This is a genomic window from Rothia santali, assembly GCF_024199905.1.
Taxonomy (GTDB): Bacteria; Actinomycetota; Actinomycetes; order Actinomycetales; family Micrococcaceae; genus Rothia; species Rothia santali.
The window spans coordinates 43,074-62,722 of record NZ_JANAFB010000014.1; the positions used below are offsets into that span (position 1 = coordinate 43,074).

At 68.1% G+C, this 19,649-nt stretch carries 9 protein-coding genes; 2 read left to right on the forward strand and 7 right to left on the reverse strand.

Features of this window, described 5'->3' with window-relative positions:
• Window positions 1-39 precede the first annotated feature (39 nt).
• Entirely contained in the window at window positions 40-7,800 is a 7,761-nt protein-coding gene (locus tag NBM05_RS07390; RefSeq protein WP_254166221.1) for a helicase-like domain-containing protein, read from the forward strand.
• Between the two features lie 76 nt (window positions 7,801-7,876).
• Here the strand turns inward: NBM05_RS07390 and mobF are convergent, their stop codons facing one another.
• Both mobF and NBM05_RS07400 read right to left on the reverse strand, forming a co-directional pair.
• Complete coding sequence (mobF, locus tag NBM05_RS07395) at window positions 7,877-11,503, reverse strand: MobF family relaxase (RefSeq protein WP_254166223.1); 3,627 nt, start codon at window positions 11,501-11,503, stop codon at window positions 7,877-7,879.
• A complete protein-coding gene (locus NBM05_RS07400) occupies window positions 11,500-12,177 on the reverse strand; it encodes a hypothetical protein (protein WP_254166225.1) in 678 nt (225 codons plus the stop codon). Before NBM05_RS07400 ends, mobF begins: the two co-directional genes overlap by 4 nt.
• A gap of 1,842 nt (window positions 12,178-14,019) precedes the next feature.
• Here NBM05_RS07400 and NBM05_RS07405 point away from each other — a divergent pair.
• A complete protein-coding gene (locus NBM05_RS07405; protein ID WP_254166227.1) occupies window positions 14,020-14,928 on the forward strand; it encodes a toll/interleukin-1 receptor domain-containing protein in 909 nt (302 codons plus the stop codon).
• A 24-nt stretch (window positions 14,929-14,952) separates the two neighbouring features.
• On the opposite strand, the gene nrdH is transcribed toward NBM05_RS07405, so the two are convergent.
• The 5 genes from nrdH to NBM05_RS07430 all read right to left on the reverse strand — a co-directional run bounded on the left by nrdH (window position 14,953) and on the right by NBM05_RS07430 (window position 19,648).
• Window positions 14,953-15,198, reverse strand: coding sequence for a glutaredoxin-like protein NrdH (gene nrdH, locus NBM05_RS07410; RefSeq protein WP_254166229.1), 246 nt, complete (start codon window positions 15,196-15,198; stop codon window positions 14,953-14,955).
• A 268-nt stretch (window positions 15,199-15,466) separates the two neighbouring features.
• Entirely contained in the window at window positions 15,467-16,177 is a 711-nt protein-coding gene (locus NBM05_RS07415; RefSeq protein ID WP_254166231.1) for a class F sortase, read from the reverse strand.
• Between the two features lie 85 nt (window positions 16,178-16,262).
• Window positions 16,263-17,270 (reverse strand): hypothetical protein, encoded by a 1,008-nt coding sequence (locus tag NBM05_RS07420; protein ID WP_254166233.1) that lies wholly within the window; start codon window positions 17,268-17,270, stop codon window positions 16,263-16,265.
• A gap of 13 nt (window positions 17,271-17,283) precedes the next feature.
• Window positions 17,284-19,044: a hypothetical protein gene (locus tag NBM05_RS07425; protein ID WP_254166234.1), complete on the reverse strand. Its 1,761-nt coding sequence runs from the start codon at window positions 19,042-19,044 to the stop codon at window positions 17,284-17,286.
• 127 nt (window positions 19,045-19,171) lie between these two features.
• Window positions 19,172-19,648, reverse strand: a complete 477-nt coding sequence (locus NBM05_RS07430) for a hypothetical protein (protein WP_254166236.1) — start codon at window positions 19,646-19,648, stop codon at window positions 19,172-19,174.
• Between the last annotated feature and the right edge of the window lies 1 nt (window position 19,649).

Consider the following 19,649-nt stretch of genomic DNA (forward strand, 5'->3'; position numbering starts at 1 on the left):
GGCACGCCGCGACAGTTCCCGACGCCGACGAGCCTGCTGGTGCCCTCGGGGGCGAAGGCGCGAGCTCGGGCGAACCTCGACGCCGTCGAAGTGCTGCGCGAGCTCGAGGAGCAACGACGCTACGCCACGGCGGGAGAACAGGACATTCTTGTGCGGTTCTCCTCGTGGGGCGCGTGCCCCCAGATGTTCGAGGACCGCGAGGACTGGGCGGAGCTGCAGCAGCGGATGCAGGAGGTCATGACCGCCGAGGAGATTTCGGCCGCGCGGATCGCCACGATGAACGCCCACTTCACGGACCCGCTGATCGCCCAAGGCCTATGGGGCGCCATGCACGAAGCAGGCGTAGTGGAAGGCACCGTGTTGGACCCCGGTTGCGGAGTGGGGAACCTGCTGGGCCACGCACGGCAGCACGGCAACTGGGCGGGGCAGGACACGAGAACTTTCCACGCCGTCGGGGTGGAGCTGGACCCGTTGAGCGCGAAGATCGCCGCGGCGCTCTACCCGCAGGAGACGATCCGCTCCGAGTCGTTCGAGAACACGCGGATCCCGGCCGGGGCGGTCTCCGCGGCAGTCGGCAACGTCCCGTTCGCGCAGTACCGGCCCTACGACCCGATCGACAACCCGGAGAACCTCTCCCTGCACAACTACTTCATCCACAAGTCGATGAAGCGGATGGCGCCGGGCGGGTACGGCGCGTTCATCACAAGCAGCTGGACCATGGACGCGAAGAACACCACCGCGCGGGCCGCCATCGCGGAGCACTCGGACCTGGTGGGCGCGGTGCGACTACCCAACGGCATCTTCCAGCGCGTGGCCGGCGCGACGGTCCAGAGCGACGTGCTGGTCTTCCGCCGGCGCGAGGAGGCGACGCCGCCGAACCGGGAGGCGCAGCAGAGCTGGGTCGGCGCCGGCTCCGAGACCGGCGAGCTCGACGGAGAGCAGGTCACGGTCCCCACCTCGAGGTACTTCCAAGAGCACCCGGAACTCGTGCTCGGGACCCCGGAGCTGCAGCGGATCGGGATGGCCCAACAGCCGGCCCTGGTCGTGGCCGGTGGTGAGGTCGAGACCGTCTCCGCGCAGATGTCGAACCTGCTGAAGCAGCAGATGGCCACCGCGCGCGAGACCGGGCTGGGCTACGCCCCGGTGCTGGACCCCGAGGTCTCCACCGCGGCGTTCGCCCCCGGCGGGTTCGTCGAGCCCGGCGACGTCGTCGACGCGCGCTTCGAGGGCCAGGTCCGCGTCGACGAGGCCGGGACGGTCCAGCGCCTGGCCGGGGACATGACGTGGAAGCAGGTGCCGGCCACCCGCGGGGTCAGCGAGGCCGAGCGCCGGGCCCTGGTGGGGCTGAAGGCACAGGTGCGCACCGTGATCGACCGGCAACAGGCCGGCGAGGAAGTGGCCGAGCCGCTGCGGGTTCTGCACGAGCGGTACGACCGGTACGCCGAGGAATACGGGTCGATCAACCGCTACCAGATCACCCGCGGCGCCGTGCCCTCGGACTCATCGGTCGCCCGGGCGGTCGAGCGGCAACGGAAGAAGTGGGCGGAAGGGTTCACGGACCTGACCGCTGCCGAGCGGGCGGAACTGCAACCGGACGAAGAGCTTGCCGCGCAGTGGCGGGCGGAAGCGGAAACGCCGCGGGAGGACCGGAAGCGGCAACCGCACCTGAGCTTTCTCCGATCTGATCCTGACTACGGGAAACTGCTGGGGCTGGAAGTCTTCGACGAGGAGAACCAGCAGGCGCGGAAGTCCGGGTACTTCGCGGAAGGGCACTTCCGGCCGGTCCTTTCCGCCCGGTCCGCGGAAACGGCAGCCGACGCCCTGGCGATCACGTTGGACGAGGGCCGCCACGTCGGCCTGGCACGAGTCGGGCAACTGCTTGGCGTCGACGAGGAGACCGCGCGGCAACGGCTGGGCGAGCTCGTCTTCGATGACCCGCAGACCGGGGAACTGGTGCCGGCGGTGCGGTACCTCTCCGGGGACGTGCGCGAGAAGCTGCACGTGGCGCGCGAGGCCGCGGAGGGCAACGACGCCTACGCGCCGAACGTCCACGCCCTGGAGCAGGTGGTGCCGCCGTGGGTGAGCCTGGATGCGGTGGCGATGCAGCCCGGTGTGCAGTTCGTGACGCCGAAGCAGTACGAGCAGTTCAGCGAGGACGTGCTCGGTGCCTCCGCGACCATCGACCATGCCCCCGGCGCGGAAGGCGGGTGGCTGGTCGAGCAGATCGGCCGCTCCCGGCTGAGCGCGCGTGTGCGCTACGAGTTCGGGACCGAGAAGGCCAACCCGAGCTGGATCCTCGGGCGGCTGATGAACAACACGCCGGTGACGATCACCAAGACCGTGCTGGTCGACGACAAGGAACGTCGCGTGCCGGATGAGAAGGCCACGGCGCTGGCCCGGCAGAAGGCCAGCGCGCTCTCCGCGGCGTTCGTGACCTGGGCGAAGGCCGTCCCGGAGCGGAAGGCGGTCATCGAGGAGCAGTACAACGCTCAGATGAACGCCTACGTCCCGCCGAACTACCAGCAGACCGGGGACGAGCTGGGTCTGCCGGGCCTGGCCACGGACAAGGAGCCGCACCCGTACCAGCGGGAAGCGGTCGCGCGGATCGTCAACGAGCCGGCGGTGCTGCTGAACCACGTCGTCGGCGCCGGGAAGACCGGGTCGATGATCATGGGCGCGATGGAGCTGCGCCGGACTGGGGTGGCGAACAAGCCGTGGGTCGTGGTCCCGAATCACCTGGTGGATCAGGTGACCCGCGACTTCGCGCAGTGGTACCCGGCCTCGAACGTGCTGACCATCGAATCCGGTGCCGACGCGACGGAGCGGCGACGCTATGCGGCGCTGTCGGCGGCCGGGGACTGGGATGCGGTGATCTGCCCGCAGTCCACGTTCTCGAAGATCTCCGTCTCTCCGGGCAAGCTGCGTCGATGGCTGGAGGAGGACCTCGAGCAGCTGCACGAGGACAAGCGCAAGGCAGCTGCTGAGTCCGGAGGCAAGGTGCGGGTGAAGGCCCTGGCCGGGGCGATCAAGACCGCGGAGAAGCGCCTGGCGCGGATCCAGTCCGGCAAGGACGTCGGGGTTCCGTTCGAGGAGACCGGGTGCGACTACCTGTTCATCGACGAGGCGCACCACTTCAAGAACCTGCGCCGGCAGTCGGCGTTCCAGGAGCTGGACAACCCCGGGTCGGACAAGGCCACGGACCTGGACTACATCCTGCGCACCCTGCGGGAGATGAAGTCCACGCGCGAGGGATCCACGACGGAGACGCCGGCGGTGGTGACCTTCGCGACGGGCACGCCGGTGGCTAACTCTTTGGCCGAGGAATGGGTGATGGGCCACTACCTGCGCCCGGACCTGCAGGAGAAGTTCGGCGTCGGGTCCATCGGGGACTTCGGGACGACGTTTACGCGCGCGGAGGACTCCGTGGAGGTCAAGCCCTCCGGGGTCGGGTTCCGCATCGTCAACCGGGTCGCGGCGTTTGCGAACGTCGAGGCGATGATGCAGATGCGCTCGGTCTACACCTCCACGGTCACCAAGGACCAGATCCCCGGGCACATGCCGGCCGTGGCCGACGGGAAGATGCGCGCGGTGGAGCGGGAGGCCTCCCCCGCCGTGCAGGACTACGTCGCGGACCTGGTGGAGCGGGCCGAGAATCCTGGGCAGGACGACTATCTGGTCGAGATCCTGGGCCGGGCGCGGAAGGTCGCCCTGGACCCGCGCACCGTCGGGCTGGAGGCCGAGGAGGACGGCGGCCGGCCGCGCTCCGTCGCCGAGGACGTCATGCGCATCCATACCCGCACCGCGGAGCGGACCTACCTCGACGCCGAGGGGAACCCCTCGGCCACGCCCGGCGGGCTGCAGCTGCTGTTCTGCGACATGGGCACCCCGGGCGGGGCGAGCGGGTTCAACATGTACGAGGCGATCCGCGACGAGCTCGTCGAGGCCGGCATGGAGCCGGGACGAATCGCGTTCATCCACGACGCCCGCACGGACTCCGAACGGGGTGAGCTCTTCGCGCGGGCCCGGCGCGGGGACCTGTCGGTGCTGATCGGCTCCACGGAGAAGATGGGTACCGGCATGAACGTGCAGGACCGGGTGACCGCGGTGCATCACGTCGACATCCCGTGGCGGCCGGCGGACCTCGAGCAGCGGGAAGGCCGGGCGTTCCGGCAGGGGAATCAGAACGCGGAGGTTGAGGTCGTCTCGCACCTGACCTCTGGGACGTTCGATGCGTACATGTGGCAGACGATCGCGCGGAAGTCTTCCGCCCTGGATCAGCTCAACCGCGGCACGGCCGGCAACACGGTCGAGGACATCGGCAGTCTGACGATGAGCTCGCAGGAGATGGTCGCTGCCGCTTCCGGTGATCCCCGGATCGCGACCTGGCTGGAGCTGAACAACGAGGTGTTGCAGCTGGAGAACCTGCAGCACGCGGAAGTCGGCAACCGGCAGTCTTTCGAGCGTGGCATCGAGGCCAGCCGGCACCAAATCGGCCAGTTGGAGGGCTTCGAGCAGTCTCTGGAAGCCGCGCGCGGCAAGGTGCCGGCCGGGGATTTCCGGATGCAGGTCGGAGCGGAAGTCTTCGACAACCGGGCGGAAGCCGGCAACCGACTCGTGCAGGGCCTGCGGCAAGCGGCAGTGAAGCTGCGGGAGGAACCGAACCAGCGCTTCCGCGTGGCCCGAGCCGGCGGGCTGGTCCTGGTGGCTTCTCACGAGCAGGCCGCGCGCGGCCGCGCGGTGCACCTGAGCTTCGAGGGCGTGCAGGGGGTCTATGACCGGGTGCTCTACGATGACCTGCTCGAAGGCAACGTCTCGGGCCAGGGCTTGGCCAGCCGCATCTGGAATCGCGCGACCGGGGTGGATGAGAAGCTCGCCGAGGTCCGGCAGAGCTTGGAGGCTGCGCGGGCCGAGCTGGTCGACGTCGAGGACGCCCTGGACGGGAACACCGGGTTCTCTCAACAGGAGCGGCTGGACGAGGTGCTGTTGGAGCGGGACCTGCTGGGAGCTCAGCTGGGCCTGGAGGCACCGGATTCGATGACTGGTCAGGAGCCGGAGAGCGAATTCCTCGACGATGACGAGGCCTGGAAGCTCTACGGCTCCCTGGAGGAGATCGAGGGCGAGGATCAGCTGCGCGACGGCGACGTCGTGGAGGTGACCAAGGGCGGCGGTGGTTTCAGCACTGGTATGTACGTGGCGCGCCGACTCGATAACCACCTGGTGCAGCTGCGCCCGGAGGACAGCACCGATGAGGAGGACTGGACCCGGCTGACCTACAGCGTGTCCTGGTCCATGGTGCGCCGGCAACGCTCCGCACTGTCGCCCTGGGACGAACGCGTGCTGGCCACCACCGAGGCCGACGAGACGTATACCGGCCGGCAGCTGAAACGCCGGCAGAACATCGAACCGTCAGGCCAGGTCATCGTGCGCGGGCGGAGGTTCGACGGCGAGAGCGAGCTGGCGGAGCCGGAGATCGTCTCGGGCACGCTCGTGGCCGTGGACGCGGCACCGCTGGCCCCGGTCGTGACGCTCATCCCGGAGGGTGAGCAAGAACAGCAGCGGTTCAAGGTACGGGCCAACACGAGCGAGCCCGTGATGATCCGGCCCGACGTCTACGATGCCGAGGAACTCGCGCGTCAGGCCGCGGAAGCAGAAGCTGAGCAGGAACGGCAACGCAACCGCGTGAGCATCGGTCGCGCCCTGCCGGGGGATGTGCTGCTGGAAGACGTCGACGACGTCGGGGAACGCGGCTGGACCCTGGATGCCGACGGCACACAGTTCGTGGAGCCGGAGAGCGAACGGACGCTGGGAGGAACCCACCGCCGGTTCGCCGCCTTCGACGGCGCCGTGCAACCAGGGCGGAACCTGAGCGAGGAGGAGCAGGCGGGCCTGTTCGGGAACTCCTTGGAGGACGTATCAGCGTCTGATGTGCGCGTTGGGGACGTGCTCGATGGGCGACGCCTGGACTCCAAACGCGGCGTGGCCGGGGACGTGGTCATCGTCGCCGTCGACGGATACAGCACCCTGGAGCTGCGCTACCGCGCGGTCGAGGACCCGCCGTGGGAGCAGGCCACGGAAGTGAAGAAGCGGGAGGACACCAAGGTCGGGCCCGTGAAGCACCGCCGGTTCGGGGCGCTCTCGCACACCGAGAAGGTGATGCTCGCGACCGACGCCGACCAAGTGCCCGTGGAGCGGCTGGACGAACGGGTGAACGGCTCGTGGGTCATGGTCAAGGACACCACCGAGGGCAGTGGCCGCGGCGCCCAGGCGTGGGTGACCGGGCGCCTGGAGGGCGTGAACCATGACGGTCCGCCGAAGAAGCGGTGGATCGGCACGCGGGAGATCGGCCCGGATCGCACGACGCTGTTGAACCTGAGCGTGGACGGGCAGGCCCGCGAGGTCCAGTTCACCTCGCCGCGGGAGGAGGTGATCGTACTGACCGGGGCCTACCCGGGGGAGGGCATCGACTTCCGCGGCGTGGCCGTGGAAGCTGCAGCTGCGGCGGCCGTTGCCGCGGAACAGGCCGCAAGCTCCGAGCTGTCAGGCTTCGAGCTCGGCGCGGCGGCACCGGAAGAACTCCTGTTGCCGCCGGCAGCGGAAGCGGCAGAGTCCGCCGCGGCAGCCTCAGAAGTCGGGACAACACCGGAAGCAGCCGCGGAACCTCCTGCCGCCGAGCCCGAGACCGCCGCCGTCGAGACGGACGATGCCCCTGGGAACGAGGAGGACGCCTCGCCGTCGGTGGAGGAGCCGTCCTCCACGGCGGAGAGCCCGGTGGAGGCCGGCGCGCAGGCTGAGCCGGCCTTCGAGGAGGACCTGGAGGTCGACGAGGTCCAGCCCGGTGATCGCGTGCGCGTGTCGGGAACCGATGCCATCAGCGGCGGCTCGATCGACGAGGTCGAGGGGACCCTGCTCGAGGTGACGGAGGGGGCCGAGGAGGAAGCCGGCACGATCTCCGTGCAGGACGAGGCCGGCCAGACGCATCACGTCCTCGCCGTGGGAGAGAAGCTCGACGTCCCCCGCACGGGCGAGGATTGGTCTCGGCCAGGTGATGATCGGCAGCTACGCTCGGATGGCCAGTCGCTGACCACAGCGCAGGTGCGGCCCGGGGATCGTGTCCGCTCCCCCGGCGGCAGCTGGCACGAGGTGTACGACGTTCAGCGGTTCAACGGGCAGTTCATCGACATCACCGCGATGGGTCAGGATCACGTGATCAGCACGGCGCGGTTCCACGCGAGGGATCGACTGCAGGTGGACCCCTACCCCGAGGCCGAGCAGCTGGGGACGATGAAGATCCGTCAGGCGCGCAGCGTGCGCGTCGGCGATGTCGTCGACGTCGGGGACGTCGGCGGGGAGGTCCTCTACGCCGCGTCGTTCGACGACGGCGTGACGGAGTATCAGCTGCTGACGGAGCAGGACGAGTTCATCCATCAGCGCTGCTACTCGGAGAACCCGGTCGGGGTGCGGATGCCGCTGTGTGCTGAACCGCGCTCCGGGATCCGCGGACCTGGTGAGGCGGTCCCGGTGCGGTCGTTGCAGCCGGGCGACCTGATCCACACGCGCGCCGGCGCGGCGCCGGCGGTGGTGAACCGGGTCGAGGAGGCGGAGGAGACCGTCTCGGTGCGGTATCAGCTGCTGGGTGACAAGCTCTCGCCGCCGAGGAGCCTGGTTAAGGGTTCCGGCGAAGGGGTGAAGATCTACTCCCGCAGCGAGGTGGCGACCGAGCCGCCCGTGCCACGGGCCGCGGCGGGTCCGGGGCCGGAGGTGGCGGCGGTGATCCCACCGGCTGGGCCTGGCATGGACTGAACCGGCTAGGCAGATGAGGCGATGCCCTGCACCTTCGTGGGTGCAGGGCATCGTCGTGTCCGGGGCGGTGACGAGGTCATCCGAGCTCGGGCGCGCGGTGTTGCTCCTGTACGGCGGGGTCTTCCACTTCGGGCATGTCCGGGTAGTCCTCCGGGTTCCACTCGGTCTCGCTGATCGCAGCGTAGAGGTCCTCCCAGTCGATCTCCGGTGCCGGCAGCTGTTCTTGCTCCTCCTGATCTGCCGTCTCGAGGATGCGCTGCAGCCGGTCCCAGTAGAACGACAGGCGCTTCTCCGACTGGTTCGGGGCCTCACCCAGGGGAGTGTCCGCGTCCTCCTGATGCGATAGGGCCCGCCACTGCAGGATCTCGCGTAGCGCCGTCGGGTGCTCGGCCTTGGCCTGGATCAACCATGGTTCGTCTTTGTCCAGGTGCATGATCTGCTGGGCGCGGGCGTCGATCTTGCCCATCATCTGCTGCTGCACTTCGGCTTCGTCCGGGGTGGTGTGTTCGGTCGGGACCACCAAGAGCCGCGGCTTCTCCTCCTCCCCCAGTCCCCGCAGCTGCGCCACCGCCTCCGGGATCGTCTGCACCGACTTGGGCAGCGTCTCCAGGTCGACGTCGTGATCCTTCACCAACCGGACCAGTTGTTGGATCGGCTGCTGGTCCGCGGAGTCCATCGGTTCCTCGCCGGTGGTCTCGCGGATCCAGGTGTAGGCCCGGCGGGTCGCTGAGACGGTGAGCACGTAGTCGAGCTCGTTGGTGCTGCGGCCGAGGTCGTTGGCCCATCCGTGTTCGGCGTCTTCCTGCTCGTGGGCGGTCAGGTCCGTGTCGGAGTGCTTGATGATCCCGGCCAGGGTCTCCAGGGGGTTCTCTGTGGCGATGGGGCGCATCATCTTCCACGGGTCCGGGGTGCCCTGACTGGCCGCGTCCTCGTCGGGAGTGTTCAGGTAGACCCGGTTCGATTCCTTCCCGCGGGTCATCGCCACGTACAGCGACTCCCGAGAGAAGGATTCGTCGGCGGTGACGTGGCCGGTGTCCACGGTCATCCCCTGGGAGCGGAAGACCGTGCACGCGTAGCCCAGCTCCACGGATTCGGCGAGGTAGTCCTTGGGCAGGGTGACCTCAGCACCGGTGTCCTCACGCCGGGCGGTGACCTCCCCCGAGTCGGCGATGTTGGTCAGGGTCATGCGGGTGCCGTTCTTGATGTAGTCCCCGTTCTCATCCAGCAGGGTGCGCTGGTTCATCCGCGCGAGGATCGTGTCTCCGAGGTAGCCGGGTCCGTAGCGCAGGGCGACTTCCTGGCTGGGGTCGACGTCGCCGGATTCGACGCGGTCGGTTTGGGCGCGGTCGTTCAGCGCCTGGACCTGATCTTTGCGTGCGGCGATCAGCACGGAGGACTTCCCGGCGTCGATGTCGGCTTGCCAGGAGGTGTAGGCGGCTTCGAGGGCGTCGTTGGAGATGTCGATGCGCCCGTTCTCGAAGTAATCCTTGACGACCGTGCTGGACTGCCCATCGCGCAGCTTCAACGTCGTCGCGGCCTCCCAGTCGCTTTTGAACCGCCACACCGAGGTGAGGTTCGCGGCGCGCTGGGAGCGTTCCATCCAGCCGAGGAACCCACCGGCGTCGACCGCGTCGAGCTGCTTGGGGTCCCCGACCAGCAGCATCTTCGCTCCCGCGGCCTTCACCTGCGCGTGCAGCTGGTGTAAGTCCGCGGTGGAGGACATCGAGGCCTCGTCGATGATCAGCAACTGACCCTTGCGTAGCTGGTACCGGGACTGGTCCGCGATCGTATCGGTCAGCCGGGTCCGGGTCGCATCCAGGGCCGCGGACAGCTTCGCCGAGTCCGGGTAGCGCTGGACGCGTTCCTCGAGGTCGTGCAGCTTCCGGGTGAGGTTCGCGTAGCGCTCGGCGCGCTGGGCCACACCGGGGCCGACGGTCTCGTAGAGCCATTTCGCGGTGTTGTCGGTCTCCACGCCGAGGTCCTTGGCCAGCACCTGAGCTGCGGCCGCCGACGGGGCGAGGCCGATGATCGAGTCTTGACCGTGTTCGGCTTCCCAGGCGGCGCGTAGTCCGGCCAGGGTGGTGGTCTTGCCGGTGCCGGCGGGTCCGATGATCGCGGAGATCTCGGAAACATCGACGGCGACGTCGTAGGCGGCTTTCCGCTGGTCGTGGGCGAGGGTGTGCCCGTCCTTGGTGCGGAACTCCTCGAGGATCTGTTCCGCCTGGTCCTCATCGGTGAGGTGCGCGCCGGTCTTCGCGTCGGCGGCGACCATGAGGTCGTTCTCGGTGCTCATGATCTCCTCGGTCGTGAACCTCCACTCACTCGGAGTATCGAACGCGGAATGCCCGTGGATGCTCAGCCCCTCCTGGGTGAGGTGATCGAGCTCGTAACGCTGCGGGGTCAGCTGCACCGCCTGGCCCAGGGTGATCCGGGTGATGCGCTTGGCGGTGGCCTCCCGGTCGGCCAGGGAGCGGAACCGGACCGTGGCCATCAGCCGATGCGCGGAAGCGGCCACGTTCGCCTCGGTGAAGGTGGGGTGGTTCTCCGAGACTCGCGCGAGGACGAAGGAGGAAATCTCCTCCAGGGCGGCGTCGTTGAAGTCCGCGGCGGTGAACTGGGTGTGGTCCATACCGGTGGCCGCGGCAACGATCTTCGCCGGGGTCAACGAGAGCTGCCGCGCGCGGTTCTGCCACTGGGCCAGGCGCAGCTGCAGAGACTCCTTCTCCTGGGGCTTGCTGTTCCGAGTCTCCAGGGTGGCCTGCTGCCGCAGCTTGATGATCTGCGCCTTGGAGATCGGGCCGGCATGGGTGGCTTCCCGCTGCTCGATCAGTTCGTCCTTGCGTGCCTCAATGGCCAGGGAGCGGGTGGAGAACTCCGCGATGAGCGCATCCGGGATCCCGGTGAGCTCCACGCGGCGGTTCTTGTAGACGACGTCGCTCTCGCTGACCTGAGCGATGGGGTCCCGCTGCTCAGCGACCGCGCCGACGGTGGTGGCGAGTTCGTCGTAGAGGGTGGCGTTGTACATCTCGGAGATCGCCACCGTCCATCGGTGCAGGGTGTAGGAATCCAGGGTCACCCACTTCCCGTCCGAGACTCGCTGGACGCGGTTGGCGATCACCGCGTGGGTGTGCAGCTGCGGGTCACCCTCGCGGGAGTCGAAGTGGTCGAACAGCGAGGCGATCATCCCCTCCACGGGGACCTTGACGATGCCGCCGTCGCCGGCGCGGGACTGGATGACGTTGGCCTCGACCCAGTCCAGGCAGGTGCGGGTCGCGCGCTGGTGCGCGGCATGGACCTTCGCCTGCGTGGACGCATCCGCGACGGCCCAGAGGGCGGAAACGGACTTTGGCACCGAGAAGGTCAGGTCGAACCCGCCGACCGGCTTCCGCGTGCTCTTTGCCGCCTTGCCCATCGGCGTCTTCGCACCTTCCGGAGCCGTCGCGGAAGCGATCGGCTTCTTGCCCAGGTGCTGGCCAGTGGCAGGATTCTTGCCTTCCTCGTAGAGGGAGACGGCATCCTGCTGGGTCACCGTCGCCCCGGAAGCGAGCCCGACGGTGGCGGTCCCTTTGCCGTACCAGCTCCCGGAGGGGTCCCCGGAACCGGTGTAGTAGTTGGTCAGCTGCTTGGGCCTGTTCCGGGTGTCCCCGGTGGCGATGCTGGACAGGTAGTACTGGATGCTCATCCGTGAGATGGAAACGGTCATTTCCGCGGGGCCTTCTTCCGGTCGTCGGCGGCAACGTCTTTCCGGAAGCGTTGCCAGGTGGTCAGGATGGAGCGGTCGTGGGCGTCGAAGGTTTCCGGTTTCCGGTTCCGGAAGTACTTCCGCGCGAGGTAGTCCCAGTCGCGGACGATCTTCCGGATTCGGGTCTGCTCGGAACGCAGGGCTTCCGCTGCTTGCCGGGCGTAGGTATCGGCGCCGGCCATCTGTTGCCGCAGCTTCTGCTGGTTGCCCACCTGGGACTCCAGCTCACGGATCCGGTCAGCGGCCTGCCCGAGCTGGGCTTCCGCTGCTGAGAGTTTCGCGTCCTGCTCGCGCTTCTGCTCAGCGGCGCGGGCCTCGATCTCGTCGACGGTGCGCCGCGCGACCTCGATCCGTTCCTCGGCGTGCTCGGCCCGGCGCTGGTACTTACGGCGCGTGTGATGCAGCCGGCTGGTCAGCCGCCGCAGTTGCTGGTTCTCTCGACCAGTGCTGAGGAGCTGGGTGGAACGCTGTTGGTCCTCATCGGCAGTGCGGGGCCGGTCCGGCATTGGTTGGCCGCGGCGACGTCGATTGTCGGCCCGATTCCGGCAGGTCTTGGAGCAGTAGATCTGCCGGGCCGGTGCGCCGACGGGCAGGGATGTGCTGCAGGTCAGGCACGTTCTGAGGCTGGTGGTCATGCTGTGTATTGGTCAGATGAGCCCCGGACCGTCAGTCAGATGAGCCCCGGACCGGGGATCAGATGCGCCCACGGATGTGGGCGCGGTGCATTTCAATGCCAGACGTGTGTACAAATCTGGTGGTTGGTTCTCGTCTTCTGCTCGTCAGCTCTCTCCTGTGCTGGTGGGCTGGTCTGCTGGAGCTGTCTCGTTGTGCGGGTGCTGCTCCTGCTGGTGGGTGGGTCTGCTGGTGCTGACTCGTCCTGTGCGTGGTGCTCGTGCTGGTGGATGGTGGGCTGGTGCTCTTGGTCTGCTGATGCGTTCGCGTCTCCTGCTTGGGCGAGCTCGTCGGGAAGGTGCGTAGGTCTGCGGGAGGTGAGTCCTGCTGGTGCGGCTGAGGAGGGTGAGCCTCGCGTGCTCGGGGAGCTGCATCTGGGCGTGTGTTCGCGCGCTCGGGTCGGCCCTCGGTCGTCCGGGTGGGCTATCGCCCCACCCGGACCGCCGGCCCGCGACCGGGCTGGGGGTAGGCCGTCCACGGGCGGCGATCCAGGAACCGTCCTTCCCAGCGTGAAGGTGCCTCGCCGCCGGTGGGCGGACGAGCCGGCATGGGTCCCGATGTCCACCTGGGTGCGGGTCCCCACGACCGCGAAGCGGTGGGGGTCGTGGGGAGCCGTGCACAGGTGGACAGCGGGCCGCGCCACGCCACCCCGCTGGGACCAGGAACCCGACCACCGCGGCAGCCGCATCCGCTCTCGGGGGCGGAACCCGGCAAGGCCGTCCACCGGCGGCGTGTCCGGCAACCGGAAACTCTTGAGACCAGGCGGAAGCCAGCCGCCGGTGGGCGGGCGGCAACCCGACGCCCCTTCCTTCCGCGGCAGCCGGAAGGTTCCGCTTCCACCCCGGGGACCGGAAACCGGCAATGCCACCGCTTCCACGCGCACACCCGGCGCCAGGGCGCTTCCGCCAACCGCCCCCTCGGGCGGTTGCCGCCCAGCCCGTCCACGGGCGGCGATTCCGGGACCGGACCTTCCGGCGCGAAGGTACCTCGCCGCCGGTGGTCGGGCGGAACGGCACGGGTCCCGATGTCCACCTGGGTGCGGGCGTCCCAGACCGCGAAGCGGGTAGGGTCTGGGACGGCCGTGCACAGGTGGTCAGCGGGCAACGCCACGCTCCCGAGCTGGCACCAGAACCCAACCGCGACGGCAGCCGGCCTCACCGTCGACGAGGTGCTCGGCAAGGCCGTCCACGGGCGGCGAGTCCGGAAGCGAGCCTCTATCGACCAGGCCGAAGCCAGCCGCCGGTGGGCGGGCGGCACCACGACGCCCCTTCCAGCGGCAACCGGAACTCTTGTCCCCCACCTCGAGGACCGGAACCGCCCTCGTCTCCGCAAGCACAAGCACACTCGGTGCCAAGGAACTTCCGGCGCCGCGAGGCGGTGCCGGACAGAGTCCGTCCACAGGCGGCGATTCCGGAACTGGCCCTTCCGGCGTGAAGGCGCCTCGCCGCCTGTGCGTCGGACGGTCCCCTAGGGCCCACTGTCCACCTGGGTGCGGGTGTCCCAGGCCGCGAAGCGGGTAGGGTCTGGGACAGCCGTGCACAGGTGGTCAGAGGGCTGCGGGCTGTTTCCGAGCTGGGACCAGATCACGATCCCACTGGTAACCGGCCCGCCGTCGGCGACGCTTCCGAAGAGGCCGTCAACGGGCGGCGCGTACGGAAGTGAGCCTCTATAGAGCATGGCCGAAGCCAGCCGCCGGTGGGCGGGTGGCACCCCGACGAATCGCACCGGACCTCTCTTGTGAGCGAAACCAGCGCTGAGGAGGACACGTCAGGGAGCAAGGTACTTCCTGGGCCTAGGCTTAGTTCATGTCTCTCTCCCGTACCGAACGTTTCAACCTGAAGAGCAAGATCTGTGACGCCATCACAGATGACATCTCGTGTTCGACCCCTCGTTTGAACATGCTGTTAGCGGAGTTCGGACTCCAGGCAGTGGACTGGGGTGAAAACTCGTTGGAGTCGGTGCTTGGACCTGTCAAGGATCAAGATCTGCTTGAGCTTGGTCAGACAGTCCTTGGCCAGGATGCCGATGAACTGCGTGAGGCGATGTCCGAAGCTGAGTTTGGTAATTGGAATCCTCAGCAGGTTCGGCTGTTCATCTCGCATTCTGCACATCACAAGGGATTCGTCGCAGATGTCGCCAGCCGTCTAGCCGTAATCGGTGTACACGGGTTCGTAGCCCACGAAGACATGCGAGCTTCTATTCCATGGCAGAACCAGATTGAGGAAGCACTACGCACCATGGATGCCTTCGTTCTACTGACCCACCCCGAGGTCAACGACAGTGCATGGTGCCACCAGGAGGTTGGATGGGCCTATGGGCGGAGCGTCCCGCGCTATGCCATTCGGATGGGCGGGGATCCTCAGGCCTTCATCGCATCGCCCCAGTGGAACTCCCATGCTCAGAGCTCGGCTCGTGAGGTGGCCGAGGATATTGGCAACTGGCTCTCAGGCATCGAGGAGCTTGGTGAGACCATGGCGGAGGGCTTATTCAGTGCCCTGGAGCAAGCCACGGACTACCTCAGCGCTGGTGCCACGGCAGAGCGGATTGCCATGCTGTCTCGTTTGTCCGATGAGCAGTGGGAACGGCTGGATAGGGTCTATTGGAGCAACGATCAGGTCTATCGCTGCGGGCTGGTGTATAGGGCTCTTAGGCCCTTCTATGGTGAGCACGATCGCGATTTCCCACCGCCCAAACCCGCGCAGCAGCAAGACTGATGCCAGCAGAGGTGGGACATGATCTCACGTGTGCTTCGTACGACTTGATTCGGGGATCTCACCGATCTTGTCCGGGCGGAAGCCGGACCAGTGGTCGCTCTCGGTGACGACCACCGGAGCCTGCATGTATCCGAGGGCCTTGATGTGCTCGAGGGCCTGAGCGTCCTCGGTGACGTCCACGACGTCGTAGGCGACGCCGCGCTTGTCGAGGGCGCGGTAGGTCGCGTTGCACTGGACGCAGGACGTTTTGGTATAGACGGTGATGGCCATGGTTCTCAGTCCTTCAAGGGGTGAGGCTCCGCGGACTCGCGTGGGGCGGAGCGTCAGTAGTTGTGTTGTTGGTTTCCGCGGAGGGAAAGGTTCGTAAATCGCCCTCCGCGGGCAGGCGCTAGCGGGGCTCGGTCGACTCCGCTTTCTCGCCGAGGTAGCGCTGGCAACCGGAGCATCCGTAGAAGGTGCGCACGAGATCTCCGTCGGGCCACTGCGAGGTGTCCACGCAGGAGATGATCGGCTCGTGGGTGCCGGTCCAGCTGGTGCGTTAGTTGATGGGTTCGGCTTTGATGATGAGGTTGTGCTCGTACCCGAACTGGAACTGCCCGCCGGCGTCCTGGACGCTGGGCCCGGAGCAGGTGATCAGATACAGGGCAGGGTCTCCGGAGGCGCGGAATAGCTCGTCCTCGGGGAGGTGGTCCTGGTCGACGGTGTAGAGGTCGGTGACCTGGTAAGCGTGGGTCTGGCCGTCCTGGTCGCTGGCATAGACGACGTTGCAGGCGGATGCCTCGTGCAGGTGCCCCCAGGGGGAGAGCTCGCCGCCCTGGTCGGACAGCGCGCCGGGCGCGTAGTCGACGTGCCCGGCGAGCACGGTGGCTCCCTGGTCGTGTCCGACGGGCATGGAGGGTGAGTAGTAGATCCCGTCGGGGGCGTCAGGCAGTTCCACGGTGGTGCCCTGGGTGGGGGTGAATGCCGCCGCGGCGTCGAGGCCCGGCATGGCCCATTCGTTCGGGTTCAGCTGCGGGTCCTGTTCCTCGGGGGCTGGGCAGCTCTCGTCCTGGAAGGTGGCTTCCGGTTCCGGGGCGCGGGCGAGGCCATCGTCGTCGACGGAGACGGTCTCGGTGCTGGCGGCCGGCTGTTGGTGGGGGTTGCCCCACAGCGCGGCGCAGGAGATGACAGCCACGGCTAGAGCGATCAGGCCGGCGATGATCAGGGTGATCTTCGTCCGCGGGCTGTGCTGGGTCGCTTCGCTGCTCATCGTGGCTCCTGGTGGAAGTGGTGGGTAGAAGAAGGGCGTGGGGCGGGTCGCTGCCCCCACGCCCTGGTTCTGCTGCGTCCCGGTGTTACTGGTGCTGCTCGGTCCTGCGGTGGCGAATGTAGAACGCGCCGATCAGGATGGTCGCGGTACCAGCGCCGGCGGCCAGTAGGCCGAGGTTCGCCGGGTCGGTCATCGCGGTGGCCTCGACGGGGCCGGCGTTGCCGGTGTCGAAACCGCCCTCGGGGGCTTCGACGGTGATTTCCGCGGCGGAGGCCTGCTCGTCAGTCACCGGCTGCTCAGCCGGAGCGGCAGGCTGGACCGGTGCGGCGGCCGGAACCTCTGCCGGTGCAGGAGCGGCAGCGGCAGGCTGCTGATCCTCCTGCTGGATGGGCGCGGAAGCGGCAGGTGCCTGCTCGGGGACGGCAGCCTGGTGGTCGCCGACCGTCTCGGCAGGCTGTGCCGGCGCCGGTGTGCTGGGCTGCGTCGGCTGCGCGGGAGCGGCCGGGGCTGTTTCCGGCTGGGCGGGGACAGCGGCAGCCGGTTGCTGAGGCTGAACCGGGGCTTCCGGCTGGGCCGGCTGCTGCGGCTGGGCGGGGATCTGGGGCTGCTGGACCGGAGCCTCGGGCTGGGCCGGTACTTCCGGTGCCACGGGGGTTTCCGGCTGGGCCGGAACCTCAGGTTCCGCCGGGGCCTCGGGTTCCGCGGGGACATCCGGCTCGGCGGGAACTTCCGGTTCCGCGGGGGCTTCCGGCTCGGCCGGGGGCTCCGGATCCGTGCCGCCGCCGTTGCCGGGGGTCTCGCCGGGATCCGTGCCGGGGTCGGTTCCGGGATCCGTGCCCGGCTCCTCGCCGTCACCTGGGTCGATCGGGTCCGTGCCGGGGTCCGTGCCGGGCTCCTCCGGGTCCGTGGGGTCGATGGGAGGAGTCGGCTCGCCCGCGCCGGGGTCCTCCTGCAGCAGGGAGGGCCCCTGGGCGGGCTCGGCGGCGTTGGCGGCACCCATGCCCAGCAGGGTGATGCCGGTGGCCGTGGCGGCGACCGGCAACAGCAGGTGCGGCTTGTTACTAGGGATGCGGTGGCGTGCTGTGTACTTCATGCTGTGCTTCCTTCTACTCGTTGATTTCGATGGTGGTCAGGTGGTCTGCGTCGACAATCAGGGCGTGCTCATCGCTGAGGACGCGGACCCCGGCCTGGCCCTCGTCGAGGGTGATGGTGTGGCCGTTGGCGGTGAACCGCTCCCCCGCGGTGAAGCCGTCCTGGCCGGGCTCGAGGCCCTCGCCGGCGTCGGAGACGTCGCTGGTCTTCCCGTCGGCGGTCACCACGGTGTCTCCGAGGAGGAAGGCGCTGCCGGTGCGGGTGGCGCGGGTGGTGTCGTCGCGGGGGGTGGGGATCGTGGCCTCGGCGCGAATGCTCCCGTCGGAGGGGTCGTGGGTGGCGAGGATGCTGTCGTCTCCGTCTTCCCAGAGCACGGCGACTCCGCCGTCATCGGTGGGCCCGGCCCAGGAGGTGAGCTCTGCGGCGCCGGAGGGCGCTTCGATGATGGCCTGATCAGTCACGGAACCGTTCTCGGTGGCAGTGATGATGTCTCCGCCGCCGCGGTTGCTGGCCCAGAGGGCGTCCTCGCCGGCCTGGCCGATGTAGGCCGCGCCGTCGCGGGGCTGGCTGAAGGTGCTCAGGCCGTCGGCGGTGAGCACGTCGACCGGCTGGGAGGCGTCTGCCGGGAGGTAGGCGATGGTGCCGGCGCGGCTGAGCATGCGCTGATCCTCGGGGGCAGCGTCGGTCTCGGAGCACGAGATCTCGTCGGCGTCGCGGGTACAAAGCTGCGGGGTGTCTCCGGAGATGTAGAAGCCGTTGGTGCCGTAGGGGTAGATCGGGTCGTCGGAGACGGTGGTTTCGATGGTGTCGATGGTGGTGCCGTCGTCGACGTCGATGAAGCTGTAGCCCTCGGAGGTCGCTGCGGCGATGGTCTGGGCGTCGAGGGAGACGCTGGGGTCGGTGGCCTGGGAGATCTGCTGTCCCCATTCGCCGACGGCACTGGCCTCTGGGCCGTTGGAGCCGAGGAACGTGACGGTCCCGATCCCCCCGACGAGCAGAAGAGCTGCCGCGGGGGCACCTGCGAACATCAGGACGCGCTTAAGTCTCTTGGGTCGCTGGGCACCGTCGTCGGTATCTTCGTCAGGCTCTGGCTCGGGGGTGGGCTCGTTGAAGCCGAGGAGGGCATGGAGTCCGTGCTCGTGAGCATCGTCGGCTTGTTCCTCAGCTGCCCCCTCGGGGGCGTCGGATTCTTCATGCTCCTGCTCTTCGTCGACGTCGGCCTCGTGCGCTTGGGCCTCCTCCGCCTCCTCGGCGGCGAGTTCGGCGGCGATGATCTCCTCCGGATCCGCGTCCGCTTCATCGTCAGCTGTCCCATTTGGGACAGCTGCCTCATCCGCTTCGGGCTCGGCTGGACGGTAGGTTTCCAGGGCCGGCCCGTTCGGCGTCTGGCCCTCGACCCGCAGCGTGAGCTCGATGCCCGTGGCCTCGGCGACGTGGTTCAGACGCTTGCGTGCAGTCTGGGCGTCTTTGAAGTGAGCCAGCGGCCGCGGCGTGCCGGTCTTAGTGAGGTACCAGTCAGTCAGGAACACGGTGACGTCAGGAGTCGAAGTGTGGCCGGCTTCCTGCCAGGTGCGGTCTCGGGCGATGTCATAGCAGCCGAGGAAGGTGCCATCGGCGTCCGTGACGGCGGTGGTCAACGTGTGCTCGTGGATCATGGCCTGCTGGGCGAGAATCATGATGATGTCGCCCCAGCTCGAGCACGGCACTGTGGTGCCGTCGATGCGGAAGCTCATGCTGGCCGGGGCCAGGGTGAGCTGGGCGTTCTCGGTGTCCACGGTGGTGTCCTTTCGATTGCTTCACGGGGTATTCACCGCGTCATGCCGGGGTTGTAAGTCAGCGTGCGATGGGCGTGAAAAAGGGGCCGCACCTGGATCGGTGCGGCCCCTTCGAGGTGTTGGTGGTCTAGTACGGGTTCTCGTTGACGATGCCCGGCTCCTCGCCGGCGGTGGTGACCAGCTCCTCGAGGTCTTCGGACTCGGAGTCGGCGTTGTCCATCCACCAGTGCGCCCTGGTGATCAGGCGTGCCGGTTCGAGGATGCGCTGCTCGAACTCGTCCTCGCTCAACTCGGCGTCTTCGCCTTCGGTGAGGTCGGAGTGGGCGTGGACGATGAGGTTGTTCCGCAGAATCGGGGCCCACTTCAGCTGCGCTTCGGTTCCGTCAAGATCCGGCAGACCGAGAGCCTTCTGGTTCTGCTTGGCGTTCTCCAGCTGCTTGGCCTGGTACTCGTCCTTGTTGCTGTCCCTCCAGCACTTGCGGCACTCCGAGTTGCCGAGCCAGTTGGCGAAGCCCTTGCGCTCACCGGCGGGCTTATCCGAGAGGTCGCGGGTCTCGCTGTGACCGCAGTTGAACTTGATGTCGAACTTTGTGGGGACTGCCATG